A 22,670-nucleotide genomic window follows, 5' to 3' on the forward strand; every position below is an offset into this window, starting at 1 on the left:
TTATCTATTACCGGGGGACAGTGTCTGGTGAGATCGCCTGGTAACATAGCCGGATGGCGGCTAACGCCTTATCCGGCCTACACAGACTTTATTAATGCACGCCCAACCGCCAGGCGAAATAGATCTCTTCTTTCAGTTCGGTTGCAGAGAGGGTGAGGAGATCGGCAAACTCTAACTCCAGCTGTTTTAAACGCTTCAAATACTGCGCGGGAGAAAGTTCGGTTTTATCACGGCGTAAAAATTCAATCGCCAGTTGGGTTGGGTCTAAATCAGTAGACATATCATCCTCGCTTATGTGTAAACGTGCACAGTATATCACCTTTTTCTGCGCACATTTTGACCAAAAGCAATATGCATCACACTTTTATGGTGACAACGTCACACAATCGCCGTAGTAAGGCGCGAAGAACAGCACAGACGTCCCTGTTCATCAAAGATCTCTATCTGCCAGACCTGATGGCGAGCCCCGGTATGCAACGCTTTACAGACGCCTCGTACGCGCCCCTGACGCGCCGACCGTACATGGTTGGCATTCACCTCCAGCCCCACCACCTTTTGCTCCCCCTGCGTACACAGATAGCCTGCGACCGAGCCGATACTTTCCGCCAGCACCACAGACGCTCCGCCATGCAGCAAGCCGAACGGCTGTTTGGTGCGATGATCGACGGGCATTGTCGCTTCCAGCGTATCGTCCCCAATACGCTCAAAGCGGATATCAAGCAGGCCAACCATATTCCCTTCCCCCATCGCATTAAGCGCATCGAGGGTCACTTCACGTTTCCAGATCAACCTATAATCTCCAGTAATGCCTGCAACGGGTGACGCACGCCCGTACCTTCAATGCGTTTAACCTGGCTTCGGCAGGAATAGCCGGTTGCCAGGCAACGGTTTCGCGGTAGACGTTGCATCGCCTGATGCCAGGATAGCTCATAAATTCCCAGCGAATTTTTATGATTGGTGAGTTCATGTCCATAAGTGCCCGCCATACCGCAGCAGCCTACGCTGACATTTTCCAGCTTCGCGCCAAAATGGGCAAAGATGGCGGCCCACTGCGCAGGCGCGCCGGGTAAAGCCGTGACTTCCGTACAATGGCCAAAAAAGTACCACGGTTCGCCGCTCACCTCGACGGACAGTCTTGCATTTATTTCCTGCGCCAGCCATTCATTCACCAGCAACACATGAAAATCGCCGCGCTGTTCGCCCAGAGCCAATTTGTATTCGTCGCGATAACACAGGACCAGCGCCGGATCGACGCCCACCATTGGCATCCCCAACGCGGCGATCCGATTAAGGAACTCAGAGGTTTTTTTCGCCGTTTTCGCAAAGCGATTAAGAAAACCTTTAATATGCTGCGCCTTACCATTCGGCGAGAACGGTAACAATATCGGCCTCCTGCCCAGTTTTTCCGCCAGGCGGATAAAGTCCGCCACGACCCGGGCGTCATAGTAGCTGGTAAACGGATCCTGAACCACCAGTACCGTTTTCGCTTTTTGCTCGGCGCTCATGCGTTCCAGTTGCTCAAGCGTCATATTGGCAGACGGATGGCCCACCAGTTGCTGTTGCAATGAAGGGGCAGAAAGCAGAGGTAAATCCACCATACCGATATGTTTTTTCGCCAGATTGCGAACCATCGGTTGGTTAATAAAAAAGTTAAAGGTCTTTGGCGCACGCGCCATCAGCGGCGCGTAGGTCTCGACCGTCGCCACCAGATGATCGCGTACCGGACGCAGATAACGCGTATGGTAAAGCTGTAAGAAACGTGAACGAAACTCCGGAACATCGATTTTAATCGGACACTGGGTCGTACAGGCTTTACACGCCAGACAGCCGGACATGGCCTCTTTAACTTCATGGGAAAAGTCATACTCGCCTTTGCGTTTGTGCCAACTATTCCGGGTGCGGGCAATCAGCGTGCGTAAGCTGGCGCGTTTTTCCGGCAACTCCTTTTCCAGCTTCAATGGATCGACGCCGCGATCGGCCAATAGACGGAGCCATTCCCGCACCAGCGTCGCCCGCCCTTTCGGCGAGTGGATCCGGTTAAGGCTAATTTTCATCGACGGGCACATCGGGCTTTTCGCATCGAAATTAAAGCACAGGCCGTTACCATTACACTCCATAGCGCCGCGCCAGGTCTGCCGTACCGCCAGCGGGATTTGCCGATCCCAGGTGCCGCGTTTTACCGCATCCACCTTCATCATCGGCGCCTCTATCCCTTGCGGCGGACAGATTTTACCCGGGTTAAGTCGATTATGCGGATCAAAAGCCGCTTTTATTTTGCGCAGCTCGCCATACAGAACTTCGCCGAAAAAGGCCGGGCTGTATTCCGCACGAAAACCTTTTCCATGCTCGCCCCACAACAGCCCGCCGTATCTGGCGGTCAGCGCGACGACCTCATCGGAGATCTGTTTCATCAACAGTTCCTGCTGCGGATCGCACATATCCAGCGCCGGACGCACATGCAGCACCCCGGCATCCACGTGGCCGAACATGCCGTAACTTAAGCCATGACCATCCAGCAGAGCGCGAAATTCGGCGATGTAATCGGCCAGATGTTCAGGCGGCACGCAGGTATCTTCCGCGAAAGGAATCGGTTTGGCAGCGCCTTTCGCATTACCCAGCAGCCCTACCGCTTTTTTACGCATCGCGTAAATACGCTCAATAGCCGTCAAATCGGTACAAAGTTGCCAGCCGATCACGCCCGCTTCCGCACGTGCCATCAGGCCATCCAGCCGATGGCACAGCGCCTCGACCTGTCCGTCAATAAGCGCTTCATCGTCACCCGCAAATTCCACGATATTCAGGCCAAGCATCTCTTTATCCGGCACATCGGTAATCAATTCGCTAACGGAGTGCCAGACAATATCTTCCCGCGCGAGGTTAAGGACTTTGGAATCGACCGTCTCGACGGATAAGGCGCGCGCATCAACCATAAAAGGGGCGTTACGCAGCGCGGAATCAAAGGAGTCGTATTTTACATTCACCAGACGGCGGACTTTGGGTATTGGGGTAATATCCAGCCGGGCTTCAGTAATAAACGCCAGCGTCCCTTCCGACCCCGTTAAGATGCGGGTAAGATCGAAGCGGGTCATGTCATCGTTAAAGACGTGGCGTAAATCGTAGCCTGTCAGGAAACGATTGAGCTTTGGAAAGCTATCGAGGATAAGTTGACGGTTTTCCAGGCAGGACTGATAGACGGTCTGATAGATGCGGCCTGGCATCGTCGTGTTTTCACCCAGCGTCCGGGCAAGCTCTACGGGCATCGATTGCGTGTCAAGGATATCGCCCCCCAACAATACGGCCCGTATGCCTAAGACGTGATCTGACGTTTTCCCATAGACCAGCGAACCCTGACCAGAGGCATCGGTATTAATCATACCGCCAAGCGTGGCGCGATTACTGGTGGAAAGTTCCGGCGCAAAAAAATAGCCATACGGCTTTAACGCCTGATTAAGCTGATCTTTTATCACCCCCGCCTCTACCCGCACCCATCCCTCTTCAGGATTAATTTCAATAATGCGGTTCATATAGCGGGACATATCAACAATAATGCCCTGGTTTAGCGCCTGGCCATTCGTGCCAGTACCGCCGCCTCGCGGGGTAAATATCAGCGACGTAAAGCGCGGCTCCGCCGCCAGACGGGCAAGAAGCGCGACATCCGCCGTAGAACGGGGAAACACAACAGCATCGGGAAGAAGCTGGTAGATACTGTTATCGGTCGACATTGTCAGACGGTCGGCATAGCTGGTTGCCGTATCGCCCGTAAACCCTTGCTGCTCCAGCGCCTGCAAAAAATTGAGCACCAGCTGAACGACGCCGGGTGCCTGAGAAATTTGTGGAATCATTATATTGACCTTTTCCTGCGGTCTATGTTGTGAACGGTGGCGCCCAACCCGGCGAGCGCGAGCGGTCTACGCACAGGAAGGGATGCTTAATCGTTTGCGTGTTGCGTTATTTGTTGTATCACATTTTTTTCCTGTGCGCCCAACAGAATTACATGCAGAATCGGCCTGTTAAAAACCGCTGAAATTGCTCATCATTATAGGGTGTGGTTTGCATGTTCACGTCGCGCCAACGTTCTGGCGCAAAGACAAAGGTGAAAGTATTTATGGTAAATGTTCGTCAGCCCAGGGATATTGCGCAAGTGCTGCTATCGGTGCTGTTTTTAGCCATCATGATTGTGGCCTGTTTGTGGATAGTACAGCCTTTTATTTTGGGGTTTGCATGGGCAGGTACGATTGTTATCGCGACCTGGCCCGTTTTGCTGAAATTACAAAAAATATTGTGGGGCCGCCGCTCGCTTGCCGTGCTGGTCATGACGCTGCTGTTAGTGCTGCTCTTCGTTATTCCCGTCGCCTTGCTGGTGAACAGCATTGTCGACGGTAGCGGCCCGCTCATCCATGCAGTGACCGGCGGCGATATGACGCTACCCGATCTGGCATGGTTAAATAATATTCCGTTGGTTGGCGCCAAACTGTATGCCGGATGGCATAGCCTGCTGGATATGGGCGGTAGCGCTATTATGGCGAAAGTGCGGCCTTATATCGGCACAACCACGACCTGGTTTGTCGGTCAGGCGGCGCATATCGGACGCTTTATGATGCACTGCGCCCTGATGCTGTTGTTTAGCGCCCTGCTTTACTGGCGCGGCGAACAAGTGGCGATGGGAATACGCCATTTTGCCTGTCGTCTCGCGGCTAAACGCGGCGATGCGGCGGTTCTGCTGGCTGCCCAGGCGATCCGCGCCGTGGCGCTTGGCGTGGTGGTCACCGCGCTGGTACAGGCGGTACTTGGCGGCATCGGGCTGGCGATTTCCGGCGTGCCTTACGCTACCCTGTTGACGGTAGTGATGATCCTTTCGTGTCTGGTTCAGTTGGGGCCGTTGCCGGTATTGATTCCAGCCATTATCTGGCTTTACTGGACAGGCGACACCACCTGGGGCACCGTGCTGCTGGTTTGGAGCGCCGTCGTCGGCACTCTGGATAACGTGATTCGCCCGGTACTCATCCGCATGGGCGCCGATTTACCGCTGCTTCTGATCCTTTCCGGGGTAATCGGCGGCCTGATTGCATTCGGTATGATTGGTCTGTTTATTGGACCGGTGCTTCTGGCCGTGACCTGGCGTTTGTTCTCCGCATGGGTACATGAAGTTCCGGCGCCGACGAATGAACCAGAGGAGATCCTTGAAGAGTTGGATGATATCGAGGAAGCCAACAAGCAGTCATAATCCCGTCGGGCGGCATTGCCGCCCAATGCTTTAGCGACGTTTATCAATTCAACGCACACCCCATTTTGATTCGCCCGTCTGTTCCCCGCCGCATCTCATTTCTGTCGCAAATCCGTTACAGTTTTTAAACTATTGAGACGAATCTGATCGACGCAAAAAGTGCTCATGCCTACTATTAGCACACGGTTATAAATCAACACATTGATTTATAAGCATGGAAATCCCCTGAGTGAAACAACGAATTGCTGTGTGTAGTCTTTGCCCGTCTCCTACGATGGGCTTTTTTTTTAACTTTTTTCGCTGCATTGTTACATAAGCCAGCTCCCGTTTCCCTTCAACACCGCGATATCTGCAACGAACAAATAATATTGCACAAAATAGTGTGATTCTGTTCAAGTCGAAACGGTGTCGGTGGTGCTATTTATAGCATCACTTTTTTCATATAAAAGCCTAAAAAATGATGAACGCGTTAGAACTACAAGCACTACGGCGTATTTTTGATATGACGATTGAAGAATGCACAATCTATATCACCCAGGATAATAATTCGGCAACCTGGCAACGATGGGAAGCTGGCGACACTCCCATCTCTCCAGAAATCATTGCCAGGCTGAAGGAAATGAAAGCCAGGAGACAGCGACGAATTAACGCCATTGTTGACAAAATAAATAACCGCATCGGCAATAATACAATGCGTTACTTCCCTGATTTATCTTCTTTTCAGTCCATTTATACAGAGGGTGATTTTATCGAGTGGAAAATTTATCAATCTGTTGCTGCCGAACTTTTCGCACATGATCTGGAGCGGCTGTGTTAGACGTAAACTTTATCGCCGCATCGTATTGATACCGGATAGAAAACCACACAATCACGACATTGACTTGTCACCCTATCCAATATGCTTCCTGCCTGTGTATACCACTGTAACTTTCAGGCGGCATCTCTGAGTCAGATAATATGAAAAATCGTTATTTCCCTACCGCTGTAGGGTTGTATTTTAATTACTTTGTACATGGCATGGGGGTTATCCTGATGAGCCTGAACATGTCATCGCTTGAACAGCAATGGCATACCAGTGCCGCAGGCGTATCTATTGTGATCTCTTCGCTTGGTATTGGCCGGCTAAGCGTTTTGTTAATCGCCGGTATGCTTTCCGATCGCTTTGGTCGCCGTCCTTTTATCATTCTGGGGACCGCCTGTTACCTGATTTTTTTCATTGGCATTCTTTATGCTCAGACGATTTTTGTCGCTTATGCCTGTGGCTTTTTAGCGGGTATGGCCAACAGTTTTTTGGATGCAGGTACCTATCCCAGTTTGATGGAAGCCTTCCCTCGCTCCCCCAGTACGGCAAATATTCTGATCAAAGCATTTGTCTCTGGCGGGCAATTCTTGTTGCCCATTATTATCAGTTTATTAGTCTGGGCTAATATGTGGTTTGGCTGGTCCTTCCTGCTTGCCGGGGCGATCATGCTTATTAATGCTCTGTTTTTATTACGCTGTCCTTTTCCACCCTATCCTGGTCGGATATTGAAGCCCAAAATCTCGCAAGCGCCTGTCGCAGGCGTACATCATTGCTCCCTCATCGATCTTATCAGCTACACCCTTTATGGCTATATCTCGATGGCAACCTTTTACCTTATCAGCCAGTGGCTGGCGCAGTATGGACAGTTCGTCGCAGGAATGTCGTATACCCAATCCATCAAACTGTTAAGTATTTATACCTGCGGCTCGCTACTGTGCGTTTTTATAACCGCCCCGCTGGTCAGAAAAACAATTCGCTCTACCACATTATTGATGTTTTATACCTTTATCTCTTTTATTGCGCTTCTGACGGTCTGCCTGCATCCTCAGGCCTATGTTGTTATGATCTTCGCATTCGTCATTGGATTCTCTTCCGCCGGTGGCGTAGTACAAATCGGCCTGACGCTGATGGCGGCCCGTTTTCCACAGGAGAAAGGTAAAGCGACCGGCATTTATTACAGCGCCGGCAGTATCGCGACGTTCACTATTCCGTTGATCACAGCGCGGATTTCAGAAATGAGCATTGCACATATTATGTGGTTTGATACCGGTATCGCCGCAGTGGGATTTCTCCTCGCACTGTTCATCGGTTACCGAAGTCGGGCTGAATCACAACATCACGCTGAAGCAGCGTCAGCTGCGCAATAAATGTTAGCGTGCCAACTGCAATATTATTGCCTTGCTATGCAAAATAAAACGTTAGCCATTATCACCGGGAAACAAAAAATGTAATTTTCGTGTTAATTATTATTCATTATCTTCACACTTATCAGAAAAATTGCGATGAGCATCACGAGTTATATGTATTAAACAACAAATTCGCAGCAATTTTTATATTTCCTGGCTAACAAATGAAATGCTATCAATGCAATAAACCTAGCATTTTAAACGCCATGTTATGTACATATAACGACAGTACCGAATTATAGTGTTACTGAACAATCGCTGCATGTAGTAAAGCAGTAATAAGCAGGACATTGAATCAAACCATCAGCAAGGAGCTGTGAACAAATGTCTCAGAACAAGGCTCGCAACATGCCATATTTGCTGGCTGTTATCTGCATTTATTTTAGTTACTTTCTCCACGGCATGAGTGTTATTACACTAGCCCAGAACATGACCTCCCTTGCACAGAAATTCTCCACGGATAGTGCCGGTATCGCCTATTTAATCTCTGGCATTGGTCTTGGCCGTCTGGTCAGTATTTTATTCTTTGGCGTACTGTCCGATAAATTTGGCCGTCGGGCAATAATACTGCTTGGCGCCGTACTATATATGCTGTTTTTCTTCGGTATTCCCGCCAGTCCTAATCTGATGATCGCTTTCATATTAGCGGTATGTGTCGGCGTGGCGAACTCCGCGCTGGATACCGGCGGATACCCTGCATTAATGGAGTGTTTTCCCAAAGCATCGGGCTCGGCAGTTATTCTGGTTAAAGCGATGGTCTCTTTTGGGCAAATGATTTATCCCCTTATTGTCAGCGCCTTGTTAGTCAACCATATCTGGTACGGCTACGCGGTGGTAATCCCCGGTATCCTTTTCGTCCTCATCACGTTGATGCTGTTGAAAAGCCGCTTTCCCAGCCAACTTGTCGATGCCAGTATTGCGAAAGAATTACCCCAGATGAACAGTACTCCCCTCGTCTGGCTGGAAGGCGTAGCTTCCGTTTTATTTGGCGTCGCCGCGTTCTCAACCTTCTATGTGATTGTGGTCTGGATGCCTAAATATGCGATGGCCTTCGCCGGAATGGCGGAATCCGACGCGCTGAAAACCATCTCTTATTACAGTATGGGATCGTTGGTTTGCGTGTTTATTTTTGCCGCATTGCTGAAAAAAATGGTTCGCCCTATCTGGGCCAATGTTTTCAATGCCGGGCTGGCGACACTCACCGCTGCGGCAATTTACCTGTATCCCTCTCCACTGATCTGTAATGCTGGCGCCTTCGTGATTGGTTTTTCCGCTGCTGGAGGTATTTTACAATTAGGTGTATCGGTAATGTCGGAATTTTTCCCTAAGAGTAAAGCTAAAGTCACCAGTATATATATGATGATGGGGGGCGTAGCTAACTTTATTATTCCACTGATCACCGGTTATCTCTCTACTATTGGCCTGCAATATATCATTTTGTTAGATTTTGCCTTTGCACTACTGACATTTATCACCGCCATTATTGTATTTATTCGCTATTATCGCGTATTTAAGATCCCGCAAAACGATGTCCGATTTGGCGAGCGTTATTTCCAGTAAAAATGTTAACGATGCGCAACAGGCATGCGCCCTGCTCTGCACTGTCCACTTATTAAGGAGTATAAAATGGATGTTACCGCAAAATATGAATTAATTGGTCTTATGGCGTATCCTATCCGTCATAGCTTATCGCCCGAAATGCAAAACAAAGCGTTAGAAAAAGCGGGGCTACCGTATACCTATATGGCTTTCGAAGTGGATAACACGACGTTTGCCAGCGCCATTGAAGGACTGAAAGCATTAAAAATGCGCGGTACGGGCGTCTCCATGCCAAACAAACAGCTCGCGTGTGAGTATGTCGATGAATTAACGCCAGCAGCAAAACTGGTTGGCGCTATCAACACCATTGTTAACGATGACGGCTATCTACGCGGCTACAACACGGATGGTACGGGCCATATTCGGGCAATTAAAGAAAGCGGTTTCGATATTCGGGGAAAAACCATGGTGCTGCTCGGCGCGGGAGGCGCGGCTACCGCCATTGGCGCCCAGGCAGCCATTGAAGGCATTAAGGAAATTAAACTGTTTAACCGTAAAGATGACTTTTTCGAAAAAGCGGTTGCCTTTGCGAAGCGGGTGAATGAAAACACCGATTGCGTCGTTACCGTCACCGATCTTGCCGATCAGCACGCTTTTACTGAAGCGCTTGCCAGCGCAGATATTCTGACGAACGGCACCAAAGTTGGCATGAAACCATTGGAGAACGAATCCCTGATCGGCGATGTTTCCCTGCTCCGCCCTGAATTGCTGGTCACCGAATGTGTTTATAATCCGCATATGACAAAGTTATTGCAGCAGGCGCAACAAGCTGGTTGCAAAACAATTGATGGTTACGGCATGTTGTTATGGCAAGGAGCCGAACAGTTTGAACTGTGGACAGGAAAAGCGTTTCCATTGGACTATGTGAAGCAGGTGATGGGATTCACAGCCTGACCGGTAAAATTATAATTGCGACGAATGACAATGAAGGGTACCAAATGAAAACCGTAACTGTAAGAGATCTCGTGGTTGGCGAAGGCGCGCCAAAGATCATTGTGTCGCTAATGGGAAAAACCATTACCGATGTGAAATCGGAAGCACTCGCCTACCGTGAAGCGGATTTCGATATTCTGGAGTGGCGCGTTGACCATTTTGCCAACGTGACAACGGCGGAAAGCGTACTTGAGGCCGCCGGCGCCATCCGGGAGATTATTACCGATAAACCCTTGCTATTTACCTTCCGCAGCGCGAAAGAAGGCGGCGAACAGGCGCTAACCACCGGACAGTATATCGCTCTGAATCGTGCAGCGGTTGACAGCGGTCTGGTCGATATGATCGATCTTGAGCTTTTTACCGGCGACGATGAGGTGAAAGCCACCGTCGGCTATGCTCATCAACACAATGTTGCGGTGATCATGTCTAACCATGATTTTCATAAAACGCCCGCAGCGGAAGAGATTGTTCAGCGTCTGCGTAAAATGCAGGAACTGGGCGCCGATATTCCGAAGATCGCCGTCATGCCACAGACTAAAGCCGATGTCCTGACCTTACTTACCGCCACTGTAGAAATGCAGGAGCGCTATGCGGATCGTCCGATTATTACCATGTCGATGTCGAAAACCGGGGTAATATCTCGTCTTGCCGGCGAAGTGTTCGGTTCTGCAGCAACGTTTGGCGCGGTGAAAAAAGCATCTGCGCCGGGACAAATATCGGTAGCCGATCTGCGTACCGTATTAACTATATTGCACCAGGCGTAATACTTTATCGTGTGGCGGAATATTCTCTTTCTGCCACAATAAAATAAATAGTTATCTGATATGAATATGTTCCATATTCATTGAAAGCCGCTGTCTTTATTACCTTAACACGGTTATATCGATATTGCTTTCAGGGATAATAGTGGAGTAAATATGAAAATCAATAAGCCATCACGCATTAATGGCCGCGTTCCCGTGCTCTCTGCACAAGAAGCAGTAAATTATATCCCGGACGAGGCCACTTTATGTATTCTGGGCGCAGGCGGCGGCATTCTCGAAGCGACAACATTAATTACCGCACTGGCAGATAAATATCAAACAACCCAGTCACCACGAGATTTATCTATTATTAGCCCTACCGGATTAGGTGACCGCGCCGATCGCGGCATCAGCCCGCTGGCGCAGGAGGGATTGGTAAAATGGGCGCTATGCGGACATTGGGGGCAATCTCCCCGTATTTCTGAACTGGCTGAACAAAATAAAATCGCCGCCTATAACTACCCACAAGGCGTATTAACCCAGACGCTGCGCGCCAGTGCCGCACACCAGCCGGGTATTCTGAGCGATATCGGTATTGGTACCTTTGTCGACCCTCGCCAACAGGGCGGAAAATTAAACGACGTGACTAAAGAAGATCTCATTAAGCTGGTAGAGTTCGATAATAAAGAATATCTCTATTATAAAGCGATAGCGCCTAATGTGGCTTTTATCCGCGCCACCACCTGCGACAGCGAAGGCTATGCATCATTTGAAGATGAGGTGATGTATCTTGATGCGCTGGTGATCGCCCAGGCCGTTCACAATAATGGCGGTATTGTAATGATGCAGGTGCAGAAAATGGTAAAAAAAGCCACGCTGCATCCAAAATCCGTGCGTATTCCCGGCTATCTGGTGGATATTGTGGTTGTCGACGCCGACCAGACGCAACTCTATGGCGGCGCGCCGGTGAACCGATTTATCTCCGGGGATTTTACTCTTGATGACAGTACCCAGCTTACCCTGCCCCTTAATCAGCGCAAGCTGGTAGCCCGACGCGCGCTGTTTGAAATGCGTAAAGGCGCGGTAGGCAATGTGGGCGTAGGCATTGCCGACGGTATTGGTCTGGTCGCTCGCGAGGAAGGCTGCGCCGATGACTTCGTGCTGACCGTGGAAACAGGCCCGGTGGGCGGTATTACCTCTCAGGGCGTGGCCTTCGGTGCCAATGTCAATACCCGCGCGATCCTTGATATGACCTCACAATTTGATTTTTATCACGGCGGTGGGCTCGATGTCTGCTATTTAAGTTTTGCCGAAGTGGATCAACACGGTAATGTCGGTGTACATAAATTCAACGGCAAAATTATGGGCACCGGCGGGTTTATCGATATTAGCGCAACGTCGCAAAAAATTATTTTCTGCGGAACTCTGACGGCCGGAAGTTTAAAAACTGAAATTACCGATGGCAAATTAAATATTCTGCAGGAAGGTCGCGTCAAAAAATTCGTCAGCGAACTGCCGGAAATTACGTTCAGTGGAAAAATTGCGCTTGAGCGCGGGTTAGATGTGCGTTACATCACTGAACGTGCGGTTTTCACTCTCAAACAAGATGGCCTGCATTTAATTGAAATTGCGCCTGGCGTCGATCTGCAACGGGATATTCTTGACAAGATGGATTTTTCACCGGTTATCTCACCAGATTTAAAACTGATGGACACAAGATTATTTACCGATAGCACTATGGGATTCACGCTTCCTGACGCAACACATTAAAAGGAGTACAAATATGGATTTTTCATTAACTGAAGAACAAGAACTATTACTGGCCAGTATTCGCGAGTTAATCACCAGCAATTTTCCGGAAGAGTATTTCCGTACCTGCGATCAAACGGGCACCTATCCCAAAGAATTTATGCAGGCGCTGGCGGAAAACGGTATTTCGATGCTGGGCGTCCCGGAAGAATTCGGCGGCATTCCGGCTGACTATGTAACGCAAATGCTGGCGCTGATGGAAATCTCAAAATGCGGCGCTCCGGCCTTTTTGATTACCAACGGCCAATGCATTCACAGTATGCGCCGTTTTGGTTCCGCAGAACAACTGCGTAAAACAGCAGAAAGTACTCTGGTCACCGGCGATCCAGCATATGCGCTAGCCTTAACAGAACCTGGCGCGGGCTCTGATAATAATAGCGCCACAACAACCTGGACGCGTAAAAACGGCAAGGTTTATCTTAACGGCCAAAAAACATTTATCACCGGTGCAAAAGAATATCCTTACATGCTGGTTCTGGCGCGCGATACGGAGCCAAAAGATCCTAAAAAAGCGTTCACGCTTTGGTGGGTGGACTCAAATAAACCGGGCATAAAGATTAATCCGCTGCACAAAATTGGCTGGCACATGTTGAGTACATGCGAAGTTTATCTCGATAATGTCGAGGTGGACGAAAGCGACCGGGTCGGTGAAGAAGGCATGGGTTTCCTCAATGTCATGTACAATTTTGAAATGGAGCGTTTGATTAATGCGGCGCGCAGTACAGGTTTCGCCGAATGCGCATTTGAAGATGCCGCCCGTTACGCCAACCAGCGTATCGCCTTTGGTAAACCCATCGGCCATAACCAGATGATCCAGGAAAAGCTGGCGTTAATGGCCATCAAAATCGAAAACATGCGCAATATGGTGTTGAAAGTCGCCTGGCAGGCCGATCGGGAAGAGTCACTGCGTACCAGCGCCGCGCTGGCTAAACTGTACTGCGCACGCACAGCGATGGAAGTGATTGACGATGCGATTCAGATTATGGGTGGGCTTGGTTATACTGACGAAGCCCGTGTCTCCCGCTTCTGGCGCGATGTTCGCTGCGAACGTATCGGTGGCGGCACGGATGAAATTATGATCTATGTGGCAGGACGCCAAATTCTGAAAGACTATCAGAACAAGTAAGGATCGTACCGGAACGTCTTATTCGGCCTGACTGCTTTACGGCATCAGGCCGAATAAATCAGATAAATTTCGCCGTCAGGTATTTGGCAGCAAATACGCCTGCTCAACCAGACTATTTTTAAATTGCTTACGATAATCGTTGGGAGAACATCCTACATGCCGCATAAACAATTTGGCAAAATGGTCCACATTTTCATATCCTACCCGCCATGAAATTTCTGCCAGTGGCGACTCAGTGTTTGTCAGCGCAAACTTGGCCTCGGTCATACGTCGTTGAATAACATAGTTGATAGGGGATATATGATATTCTTTGGCAAATTCATGGCATATATAACTGACGCTGGCACGAAATTTTTTCGATAGCTGGTCAAGCGTGATTTTTTCACGATAATTATTATTGAGATAAACAAGCACATCCTTAATTAATACATCTTTTTTAATGTAGCCTTGTTCAGAACGATAGGCATTTTTAAAATTTTCATAGTAAAGTGCGGTCAGAGTGTAAGCAAATGCATCGTATACAGAGGAAGCCAATACGTTTTTCCCCTGCGGAAGTAACACGCTTAATTCATTAAAGATACTTTTAATGACCTCTTTCCCCTGAACCACGGAAACCACCGGACAGGAATGACTCTGCAATAGTTGGTTTTCTTCCCAACCTGGAAAACAAAACCCATACAGCGCACAGGTATAGGTGGTAGCCGGCGAATTGCTGTCGGATGCTACAGCGTGTAGCCGCCCCCGCTCAACGACGACAATATCGTCCGCATGCGCGACGTAGAGTGAAGAGTCAATAATTAACCTGGCTATCCCTTTTTTGACGTAAATAAGCTCTGTTTCATTATCATGCATATGATGGCCAGACTCCCAGTTTGGATCATCGCTAATGACAAAACGTGAAAATCGAGGGGTCTTGTCCTGTTCAAAAATCGTCTCCGCGGCGGAGTCAAAACAGCGCTGATACATAATAACCTCTGTCAGGTTTAAAAAGATAACCAGGATAAAATAAAGCGAGCGTCAGTGTTGTACAACCGTGGAGATTACCAGCAAAACAAGATTATTCGTTCCGAATGCAAGATATTATGTTCTTTTGCAGACAGCTCAGATTACCTGTCGATAGCGTATTATCAGACAAAAATACATAGCCGACATATCTTTGATGTTTTCTTTTAACCTCACAGAAACAACATCGCACGTTTCATGTTAAAAAATGATGATATGCTTCGCACTTATTATTCTCACTACCGTATTTATATTTTTATGACGCCCTTTTCAGATGGTTGCTAACGATTCTCTGTTCGCAGATTTTTTGTGCAAGATTGTTGGCAAGGAAAACAGATTGACCCATCGTAAACCTCTTCAGACTGCCGCAGACTATTTTCAGTCAGATTTACGTTACTTATCCGCACGCGACTCACTGGAGATGCAATGAAAATAATAACCTGCTTTAAGTTGGTGCCTGAAGAACAGGACATTACCGTGACCCCGGAGCATTCGCTCAATTTTGATCGTGCCGAGGCCAAAATCAGCCAGTTTGATTTAAATGCACTTGAGGCCGCCGCGCAGTTAGCTGGCGATGGCGACGAGATCGCCGCGCTCATCGTCGGCGGCTCTCTGTTACAAAATTCAAAAGTCCGCAAAGATGTGTTATCCCGCGGGCCAGATGCGCTTTTTATGGTTCAGGATGCGCAGCTGGAGCACGCCCTGCCCAAAGAAACCGCGCTGGCGCTAGCATCCGCGGCGGAGAAAATCGGCTTTGACCTGCTGCTCTTTGGAGAGGGCTCCGGCGATATTTATGCCCAACAGGTGGGCCTGCTGACTGGCGAACTCCTGAAACTCCCCGTCATCAACGCAGTAAGCCATATTCAACGCGACGGCGACAAAATCATCGTTGAACGCACACTGGAAGAAGACGTTGAAATTATCGAGCTCACGCTGCCCGCGGTGCTTTGCGTGACCTCAGATATTAACGTTCCACGCATCCCGTCAATGAAAGCCATTCTCGGCGCCGGGAAAAAAGCCGTTACGTCGTGGCTGGCGAGCGATATCCACTGGACCCCAACCACGCCACTGGCGGAACTGGTCGCCATCTCGGTACCGCCGCAGACAGAACGCAAGCATATCATTCTCGATAACGATTCGCCGGAAGCCATTACCGCATTGGCCGACCATTTGAAAAAATCCCTGAACTAAACCCAACGGAGAAAAATTATCATGAATCATTTAGCTAACGTATGGGTATTTAGCGATAACGTAGAGCGTTATGCCGAATTAATGACCGGCGCGCGGCAGTGGGGAGAAAAAGTTTACGCCATCGTGCAAGGAAACACGGAGATCGACTACGTGAAAGCGCTTGGCGCTGATGAGATAGTCATTCTTGAATCGCATACGGATTTGCAGCGCGTGGAAAACTATGCCGAAACGCTGGCCTCGTTATTAGGCGACCAAAATGGGCTGCTGCTCATGGCGGCGACCAAGCGCTGTAAAGCGCTGGGCGCCCGGCTGAGCATCCAGCTTGACGCCGTGATGGTGAACGACGCGACGTCTATTGACCTCCTCGACGGGACGCTACACGCAGAGCATCGCATGTACGGCGGACTTGCTTTCGGCAAAGAGAAATTAAACAGCCCGCAGGCGATTATTACGCTGGCACCCGGCGTGCTGGAACCCGCCGCCCCTCTCCCCGGTCATACTTGCCCGCAGACCACGCTGGCATATATTGCCCCACGCCACGAGGTATTGTGCCAGCAGCGGCGCGCGAAATCGTTAAGCAGCGTCGATTTGAGCAAAGCCAAACGGGTCATCGGCGTAGGACGAGGCCTGGCGGCGCAAAGCGATCTGGATATGGTGCATAAACTGGCGACCGTCCTCGGCGCAGAAGTGGGCTGTTCCCGCCCCATTGCGGAAGGTGAAAACTGGATGGAACGCGAGCGTTATATTGGCGTATCCGGCGTTCTGTTGAAATCCGATCTCTATCTGACGCTGGGCATTTCCGGCCAAATTCAACATATGGTGGGTGGAAACGGCGCAAAAATTATTGTCGCAATAAACAAAGATAAAAACGCGCCCATTTTCAATTATGCCGATTATGGTCTGGTGGGCGATATCTATAAGGTTGTTCCTGCCCTCATCGACCAGTTAAGCCGCTAATTCCTTTTTCAACGCACATCTCCCGTCGTCGATACGGCGGGAAAGGAGCATAAAGCATGTCGGATGATAAATTTGACGCTATTGTGGTGGGCGCAGGCGTAGCAGGAACGGTCGCTGCGTATGTGATGGCAAAAGCGGGACTGGATGTACTGGTTATTGAACGCGGAAACAGCGCGGGCAGCAAAAATATGACCGGTGGGCGGCTCTACGCTCACAGTATCGAAAGTATTATGCCGGGATTCGCAACGTCCGCCCCCATCGAACGTGTCGTTACCCGTGAAAAAATCTCCTTTTTAACCGAAGAAAGCGCCGTCACACTTGATTTTCACCGCGCGCCCCCTACTCCGCCCCTTACGTCATATACCGTACTGCGCAACAAACTGGACCCGTGGCTAATGGCGCAGGCGGAACAGGCTGGCGCGCAGTTTATCCCAGGTGTACGGGTCGACGCTCTGGTACGTGAAGGCAATCGCGTCACTGGCGTTCAGGCCGGGGATGATATTCTGGATGCGAATATTGTGATTCTCGCGGACGGCGTGAATTCCATGCTGGGCCGTTCGCTGGACATGGTGCCTGCCTCTTCTGCGCATCACTATGCCGTCGGCGTAAAAGAGTTGATTGGGCTCTCTCCGGCACTTATTGAAGAGCGCTTTAATCTGGCGTCCCATGAAGGCGCCGCCTGGTTATTCGCTGGCGCGCCCTCCAACGGGCTCATGGGCGGCGGGTTTCTTTATACCAACCGCGATTCGGTTTCTCTGGGGCTGGTATGTGGCCTGGGCGACATTGCTCACGCGACCAAAAGCGTACCGCAAATGCTGGAAGATTTTAAACAGCATCCGGCAATACGCCCTTTGATTCAGGGGGGAACACTGCTTGAATACTCCGCTCATATGGTGCCCGAAGGCGGCATAGCAATGATGCCGGAGCTGGCAAATGACGGCGTGATGATTGTCGGCGACGCCGCCGGTCTTTGCCTGAATCTCGGTTATACCGTCCGCGGCATGGATTTAGCCATCGCGTCCGCGCAAGCGGCCGCTCAAACCGCCATTGACGCTAAAGCGCGGCAAGATTTTTCCGCCGCGAGTCTTGCCGGTTACAAACGCGCGCTGGAGAAAAACGGCGTGTTACGCGATATGCGGCATTTCCGCAAACTCCCCGGATTAATGGAAAACCCACGGCTTTTTACCGAGTACCCGCGAATGGCGGCAAACATTGTGGGCGATCTGTTCACCGTTGATGGCGGTCCAGTCCCACCGTTGCGTAAAACTATCCTGTCACATGCGAAAAAAATTGGACTGGTGAATCTATTAAAAGACGGCATAAAAGGGGCTACGGCATTATGAGTTCGGACAATAAGGTGAATGTTGACGTCAAATTGGGCGTAAATAAATTTTACGTAGATGAAGGACACCCACATATCATTTTGCGCTCCTCGCCTGACATGCAGGAGTTTAATAAATTAATAAAAGCCTGCCCTGCCGGACTCTATAAGCTGGACGATGCGGGAAATATTCATTTTGACTCCGCGGGCTGCCTGGAGTGCGGGACCTGCAGGGTTCTCTGCGGCAATACTCTTCTCGAAAAATGGGAATACCCGGCGGGAACGTTCGGCGTTGAGTTTCGCTACGGCTGACGCTCTGAAACACCGGATAACGACGCTACGGCGTCTTATTCGGTTTGCCCCCGGAGATTACGTCATTTGTATTAATAGAGAACAAGTCAATGAGTGTTACATTAACGTTTGACGCCGCAAGGCGGAAAACCTATCGCGAGTCCGGCTACTGGGGCGATGCTTCACTGGGCGACTACTGGCGGCAAACCGCACGCGCCGTACCCGATAAAATCGCCGTGGTCGATAATCATGGCGCGTCCTGGACCTACGCCGCGCTCGACTACGCGGCAAGCCGCCTGGCAAACTGGTTACTGTCTCAGGGGATTCAACCGGGCGATCGCGTGGCCTTTCAGCTTCCGGGCTGGTGTGAGTTTACCCTCATTTATCTGGCCTGCCTGAAAACGGGCGCGGTATCTGTCCCGCTACTTCCCGCCTGGCGAGAAGCAGAGCTGGTTTGGGTGCTGAACAAATGTCAGGCTAAAATATTCTTCGCCCCCACCGTATTCAAACAGAATCGTCCGGTCGATCTTATCCTTCCGCTACAAAATCAACTGCGCCATCTGACGCATATTGTCGGCGTGGATAAACTGGCGCCTGCCACCACAGCGCTTGCGCTTAGTCAAATCATCGACCGCAGCGAACCGTTGCAGTCAGACATTAACATTCACGGTGATGAGCTGGCGGCAGTGCTGTTTACCTCCGGCACAGAAGGAATGCCGAAAGGGGTGATGTTGACCCACAATAATATTCTTGCCAGCGAACGGGCGTATTGCGCGCGGTTGAATTTAACCTGGCAAGATGTGTTCCTGATGCCTGCGCCACTGGGCCACGCCACCGGATTTTTACACGGCGTCACCGCGCCCTTTTTAATCGGGGCGCGTAGCGTATTGCTGGACATCTTTACCCCAGAAGCCTGCCTTACCTTATTAGCGCAGCAACGCTGTACCTGTATGTCAGGCGCGACGCCGTTTATTTACGATCTGCTTTGTGCCGTTGAGCAACAGCCTGCCGACCTCTCCTCACTGCGATTCTTCTTATGCGGCGGCACGACTATTCCCAAAAAGGTTGCCCGCGACTGCCAGCAGCGCGGTATCAAATTATTGAGTATTTACGGTTCTACAGAAAGTTCTCCACACTCGATGGTTAATCTGGGTGATTCGACTTCACGCATGATGAACACCGATGGTTATGCCGCCACCGGTGTAGAAATTAAAATCGTGGATGAAGATCGCAATACGCTTCCAGCAGGCCACGAAGGCGAAGAAGCCTCGCGCGGGCCGAACGTTTTTATGGGATACCTGGACGAGCCGGAACTTACCGCCCGCGCACTGGATAATGAGGGCTGGTATTACAGCGGCGACCTCTGCCGCATGGATGAAGACGGTTATATCAAAATTACCGGGCGCAAAAAGGATATTATTATACGTGGAGGTGAAAATATCAGCAGTCGCGAGGTGGAGGATATTTTATTGCAACACCCCCGCATACACGATGCTTGCGTCGTTGCTATGCCTGATGAACGCTTAGGCGAACGTTCATGCGCGTATGTAGTCTTAAAACCGCCGCACCTTTCGCTGACGCTGGAAGAGGTGATCGCTTTTTTCAGTCGAAAACGGGTAGCGAAGTATAAATATCCGGAACGGATCGTCATCGTAGAAAAACTGCCCAGAACCGCCTCTGGCAAATTGCAGAAGTTTCTGTTGCGGCAGGATATTATTGAGCGGCTGCGCCAGGAGCACACTGCGGTATAAATTGCCGGATGGCGACGTTAACGCCGCCATCCGGTATTACACTACTTCTTCAGTTCCGCCAGACTCAGCCAAGTCTGAACCACGGTGTCCGGGTTCAGCGACAGGCTGTCGATCCCCTCTTCCATCAGCCAGGCGGCAAAGTCTTCATGGTCGGACGGACCCTGACCACAAATTCCAACATATTTGCCCTGTTTTTTCGCCGCGCGGATCGCCATAGACAGCAGCGCTTTCACCGCGTCGTTACGCTCGTCAAACAGTTCAGACACCACGCCGGAATCGCGATCCAGCCCCAGCGCCAGCTGCGTCATGTCGTTAGAACCAATCGAGAATCCATCAAAATACTCGAGGAACTGTTCAGCCAGCAAGGCATTGGACGGGATCTCGCACATCATGATGATCTTCAGCCCGTTCTCGCCGCGTTTAAGCCCCTGGCGCGCCAGCTCTTCGATGACCGCTTTCGCCTGGTCGACCGTCCGCACGAACGGGATCATGATTTCGACGTTGGTAAGGCCCATATCGTTGCGCACGCGTTTCACCGCTTCGCATTCCAGCGCAAAACAATCGCGGAAACTTTCTGCGACGTAACGACCCGCGCCGCGGAAGCCCAGCATCGGGTTTTCTTCATGCGGCTCATAGCGTTCGCCGCCGACCAGGTTGGCGTATTCGTTGGACTTAAAGTCAGACAGGCGAACGATGACGCGTTTCGGGTAGAAGGCGGCGCCTAACGTCGCGATCCCTTCCGTCAGTCGACCAACGTAAAATTCACGCGGCGAGTCAAACCCTTTCATCATCTCACGAATGTCGTTTTGCAGCGCGGCATCCTGGTCGTCAAACTCCAGCAGCGCGCGTGGGTGAACGCCAATCATACGGTTAATGATGAATTCCAGTCGCGCCAGACCTACGCCTTCATTCGGCAGGCAGGCAAAGTCAAATGCCCTGTCCGGGTTGCCGACATTCATCATGACCTTCAGCGGTAGCTCTGGCATGGTGTCTACGCTGGAGCTTTTTACGCTGAAATCCAGCATGTCGGCATAAACATAACCGGTATCACCTTCTGCGCAGGAGACGGTTACTTTTTCGCCATCTTTCATGCGTTCGGTGGCGTCGCCGCAGCCGACTACCGCCGGAATGCCCAATTCGCGGGCGATAATCGCCGCGTGACAGGTGCGCCCGCCACGGTTAGTGACAATTGCCGCCGCTTTTTTCATGATCGGTTCCCAGTCCGGGTCGGTCATATCGGTGACAAGCACATCGCCAGGCTCAATACGGTTCATTTCGCCGATATCGTGAATAACTTTTACCGTACCTGCGCCGATACGATGACCAATGGCGCGACCTTCGGCAATGATTTTCCCCTGCGCATGTAGCGTATAACGCTCCATCACCTGGCCACGGGAGCGCACGGTTTCCGGACGTGCCTGCACAATAAAGAGCTTACCGGTATGACCGTCTTTCGCCCATTCGATATCCATCGGACGGCCATAGTGCCGCTCAATCTGCACCGCTTGTTTCGCCAGTTCCTGCACTTCTTCGTTGGTGAGCGAGAAAATGTCGCGCTGTTCCTGCGGCACATCTTCAATCTTCACTTGCTTGCCGTGCTCCTGGGTGGCGGCGTAAACCATGCGGATTTTTTTCGACCCCATGGTGCGGCGTACGATGGCCGGACGGCCTGCCGCCAGGGTTGGCTTATGGACATAAAATTCATCCGGGTTAACCGCGCCCTGCACCACCATTTCACCCAGTCCCCATGCCGAGGTGATAAAGACCACCTGGTCAAAGCCGGATTCGGTATCGATAGAGAACATCACCCCTGACGAGGCGAGATCGGAGCGAACCATCCGCTGCACGCCAGCGGAAAGCGCTACGCCGCGATGATCATATCCCTGGTGAACGCGATAAGAGATGGCGCGATCGTTAAACAGAGAAGCAAATACGTGTTTCACTGCCACCAGCACCGCGTCGAAGCCCTGAACGTTAAGAAACGTTTCCTGTTGACCCGCAAACGAAGCATCTGGCATATCTTCCGCCGTGGCGGAGGAACGCACGGCAAAAGAGGCATTTTCATCATCCGACGAAAGCTGTGCATAGGCATCGCGGATGGCGTTTTCCAGCGCCGGCTGGAAAGGAGTGTCGATAATCCACTGGCGGATCTGCGCGCCCGCTTTCGCCAGCTGGGAGACATCATCAATATCTGTCTTATCCAGCAGCTCATAAATGCGCTGGTTTACGCCGCTTTGATCCAAAAACTGGTTAAACGCATCGGCAGTGGTTGCAAAACCATTCGGAACGGATACGCCCATGCCGGAAAGGTTAGTAATCATTTCACCCAGGGAGGCATTTTTGCCCCCAACTCTGTCTACATCATTCATGCCGAGTTGGTTATACCAAAGCACCAGCGGTGACGAGCCATTGTTGGACATCGAACAATCCTTTTGTGATAAATGAACGAGTTTAAGAAACACATAGTTGCGTATTTATCCTGGCATACTTAAACCCGCGAAAAAAACGGTGAATC

18 protein-coding genes and 1 other RNA gene are annotated in these 22,670 nt (G+C 50.6%); 14 read left to right on the plus strand and 5 right to left on the minus strand.

What is annotated here, in order from left to right:
* Positions 1-91: 91 nt before the first annotated feature.
* The 3 genes from EOS98_RS12635 to EOS98_RS12645 form a co-directional block, all read right to left on the minus strand.
* On the minus strand, positions 92-280 hold the full coding sequence (locus EOS98_RS12635) for a YdiH family protein (protein WP_001537749.1): 189 nt from the start codon (positions 278-280) through the stop codon (positions 92-94).
* A gap of 98 nt (positions 281-378) precedes the next feature.
* On the minus strand, positions 379-789 hold the full coding sequence (menI, locus tag EOS98_RS12640; RefSeq protein ID WP_000637930.1) for a 1,4-dihydroxy-2-naphthoyl-CoA hydrolase: 411 nt from the start codon (positions 787-789) through the stop codon (positions 379-381).
* Positions 786-3,842, minus strand: a complete 3,057-nt coding sequence (locus EOS98_RS12645; RefSeq protein ID WP_127821173.1) for an FAD-binding and (Fe-S)-binding domain-containing protein — start codon at positions 3,840-3,842, stop codon at positions 786-788. The genes menI and EOS98_RS12645 overlap by 4 nt, the downstream gene beginning before the upstream one ends.
* A 263-nt stretch (positions 3,843-4,105) precedes the next feature.
* On the opposite strand from EOS98_RS12645, the gene ydiK reads away from it, so the two are divergent.
* From ydiK to EOS98_RS12690, 9 genes are all read left to right on the plus strand, one after another.
* Positions 4,106-5,224 carry an AI-2E family transporter YdiK gene (gene ydiK, locus EOS98_RS12650; protein ID WP_000248613.1) on the plus strand — a complete coding sequence of 373 codons (1,119 nt, stop codon included), beginning with the start codon at positions 4,106-4,108 and terminating at the stop codon, positions 5,222-5,224.
* A 182-nt stretch (positions 5,225-5,406) separates the two neighbouring features.
* Positions 5,407-5,514, plus strand: an RNA gene (gene rprA / locus EOS98_RS12655) — antisense sRNA RprA.
* A gap of 167 nt (positions 5,515-5,681) precedes the next feature.
* Complete coding sequence (locus EOS98_RS12660) at positions 5,682-6,041, plus strand: YdiL family protein (protein WP_000980455.1); 360 nt, start codon at positions 5,682-5,684, stop codon at positions 6,039-6,041.
* Between the two features lie 140 nt (positions 6,042-6,181).
* Positions 6,182-7,393 (plus strand): MFS transporter, encoded by a 1,212-nt coding sequence (locus EOS98_RS12665; protein ID WP_126524069.1) that lies wholly within the window; start codon positions 6,182-6,184, stop codon positions 7,391-7,393.
* A 363-nt stretch (positions 7,394-7,756) separates the two neighbouring features.
* Complete coding sequence (locus tag EOS98_RS12670) at positions 7,757-8,992, plus strand: MFS transporter (protein ID WP_000081209.1); 1,236 nt, start codon at positions 7,757-7,759, stop codon at positions 8,990-8,992.
* A 66-nt stretch (positions 8,993-9,058) separates the two neighbouring features.
* Positions 9,059-9,925: a quinate/shikimate dehydrogenase gene (gene ydiB / locus EOS98_RS12675; RefSeq protein WP_000383488.1), complete on the plus strand. Its 867-nt coding sequence runs from the start codon at positions 9,059-9,061 to the stop codon at positions 9,923-9,925.
* A gap of 44 nt (positions 9,926-9,969) precedes the next feature.
* The gene (gene aroD / locus EOS98_RS12680; protein ID WP_000860224.1) at positions 9,970-10,728 is read left to right on the plus strand and encodes a type I 3-dehydroquinate dehydratase; all 759 of its coding nucleotides are present in this window, start codon (positions 9,970-9,972) and stop codon (positions 10,726-10,728) included.
* Between the two features lie 153 nt (positions 10,729-10,881).
* Entirely contained in the window at positions 10,882-12,477 is a 1,596-nt protein-coding gene (locus tag EOS98_RS12685; protein ID WP_127821174.1) for an acyl CoA:acetate/3-ketoacid CoA transferase, read from the plus strand.
* Between the two features lie 13 nt (positions 12,478-12,490).
* Positions 12,491-13,642, plus strand: a complete 1,152-nt coding sequence (locus EOS98_RS12690) for an acyl-CoA dehydrogenase (RefSeq protein WP_126524068.1) — start codon at positions 12,491-12,493, stop codon at positions 13,640-13,642.
* Positions 13,643-13,717: 75 nt separating this feature from the next.
* Here EOS98_RS12690 and EOS98_RS12695 read toward each other — a convergent pair whose 3' ends face one another.
* Positions 13,718-14,608, minus strand: coding sequence for an AraC family transcriptional regulator (locus tag EOS98_RS12695; RefSeq protein ID WP_000284832.1), 891 nt, complete (start codon positions 14,606-14,608; stop codon positions 13,718-13,720).
* A gap of 462 nt (positions 14,609-15,070) precedes the next feature.
* Here EOS98_RS12695 and EOS98_RS12700 point away from each other — a divergent pair, with 462 nt between their 5' ends.
* The 5 genes from EOS98_RS12700 to fadK all read left to right on the plus strand — a co-directional run bounded on the left by EOS98_RS12700 (position 15,071) and on the right by fadK (position 20,155).
* Complete coding sequence (locus EOS98_RS12700; RefSeq protein WP_126524067.1) at positions 15,071-15,835, plus strand: electron transfer flavoprotein; 765 nt, start codon at positions 15,071-15,073, stop codon at positions 15,833-15,835.
* A 21-nt stretch (positions 15,836-15,856) separates the two neighbouring features.
* Positions 15,857-16,792 carry an electron transfer flavoprotein subunit alpha gene (locus EOS98_RS12705; protein WP_001015880.1) on the plus strand — a complete coding sequence of 312 codons (936 nt, stop codon included), beginning with the start codon at positions 15,857-15,859 and terminating at the stop codon, positions 16,790-16,792.
* A gap of 56 nt (positions 16,793-16,848) precedes the next feature.
* A complete protein-coding gene (locus EOS98_RS12710; RefSeq protein WP_001278555.1) occupies positions 16,849-18,135 on the plus strand; it encodes an FAD-dependent oxidoreductase in 1,287 nt (428 codons plus the stop codon).
* The gene (locus EOS98_RS12715; RefSeq protein ID WP_000093362.1) at positions 18,132-18,425 is read left to right on the plus strand and encodes a ferredoxin family protein; all 294 of its coding nucleotides are present in this window, start codon (positions 18,132-18,134) and stop codon (positions 18,423-18,425) included. The genes EOS98_RS12710 and EOS98_RS12715 overlap by 4 nt, the downstream gene beginning before the upstream one ends.
* Positions 18,426-18,514: 89 nt before the next feature.
* A complete protein-coding gene (fadK, locus tag EOS98_RS12720; RefSeq protein WP_126524066.1) occupies positions 18,515-20,155 on the plus strand; it encodes a medium-chain fatty-acid--CoA ligase in 1,641 nt (546 codons plus the stop codon).
* Positions 20,156-20,196: 41 nt separating this feature from the next.
* On the opposite strand, the gene ppsA is transcribed toward fadK, so the two are convergent.
* Positions 20,197-22,575 carry a phosphoenolpyruvate synthase gene (gene ppsA, locus EOS98_RS12725; RefSeq protein WP_000069335.1) on the minus strand — a complete coding sequence of 793 codons (2,379 nt, stop codon included), beginning with the start codon at positions 22,573-22,575 and terminating at the stop codon, positions 20,197-20,199.
* Positions 22,576-22,670 lie beyond the last annotated feature (95 nt).

This window comes from Salmonella sp. SSDFZ69 (assembly GCF_004010755.1).
GTDB lineage: Bacteria > Pseudomonadota > Gammaproteobacteria > Enterobacterales > Enterobacteriaceae > Salmonella > Salmonella enterica.

Coding starts and splice junctions, on each gene's coding strand:
- ydiB (WP_000383488.1), top strand. CDS start 9,059: ATGGATGTTACCGCAAAATATGAATTAATTGGTCTTATGGCGTATCCT.
- EOS98_RS12660 (WP_000980455.1), top strand. CDS start 5,682: ATGATGAACGCGTTAGAACTACAAGCACTACGGCGTATTTTTGATATG.
- ydiK (WP_000248613.1), top strand. CDS start 4,106: ATGGTAAATGTTCGTCAGCCCAGGGATATTGCGCAAGTGCTGCTATCG.
- EOS98_RS12695 (WP_000284832.1), bottom strand. CDS start 14,608: ATGTATCAGCGCTGTTTTGACTCCGCCGCGGAGACGATTTTTGAACAG.
- EOS98_RS12645 (WP_127821173.1), bottom strand. CDS start 3,842: ATGATTCCACAAATTTCTCAGGCACCCGGCGTCGTTCAGCTGGTGCTC.
- EOS98_RS12710 (WP_001278555.1), top strand. CDS start 16,849: ATGTCGGATGATAAATTTGACGCTATTGTGGTGGGCGCAGGCGTAGCA.
- ppsA (WP_000069335.1), bottom strand. CDS start 22,575: ATGTCCAACAATGGCTCGTCACCGCTGGTGCTTTGGTATAACCAACTC.
- aroD (WP_000860224.1), top strand. CDS start 9,970: ATGAAAACCGTAACTGTAAGAGATCTCGTGGTTGGCGAAGGCGCGCCA.
- EOS98_RS12670 (WP_000081209.1), top strand. CDS start 7,757: ATGTCTCAGAACAAGGCTCGCAACATGCCATATTTGCTGGCTGTTATC.
- EOS98_RS12665 (WP_126524069.1), top strand. CDS start 6,182: ATGAAAAATCGTTATTTCCCTACCGCTGTAGGGTTGTATTTTAATTAC.
- EOS98_RS12715 (WP_000093362.1), top strand. CDS start 18,132: ATGAGTTCGGACAATAAGGTGAATGTTGACGTCAAATTGGGCGTAAAT.
- EOS98_RS12690 (WP_126524068.1), top strand. CDS start 12,491: ATGGATTTTTCATTAACTGAAGAACAAGAACTATTACTGGCCAGTATT.
- fadK (WP_126524066.1), top strand. CDS start 18,515: ATGAGTGTTACATTAACGTTTGACGCCGCAAGGCGGAAAACCTATCGC.
- EOS98_RS12685 (WP_127821174.1), top strand. CDS start 10,882: ATGAAAATCAATAAGCCATCACGCATTAATGGCCGCGTTCCCGTGCTC.
- EOS98_RS12700 (WP_126524067.1), top strand. CDS start 15,071: ATGAAAATAATAACCTGCTTTAAGTTGGTGCCTGAAGAACAGGACATT.
- EOS98_RS12705 (WP_001015880.1), top strand. CDS start 15,857: ATGAATCATTTAGCTAACGTATGGGTATTTAGCGATAACGTAGAGCGT.
- EOS98_RS12635 (WP_001537749.1), bottom strand. CDS start 280: ATGTCTACTGATTTAGACCCAACCCAACTGGCGATTGAATTTTTACGC.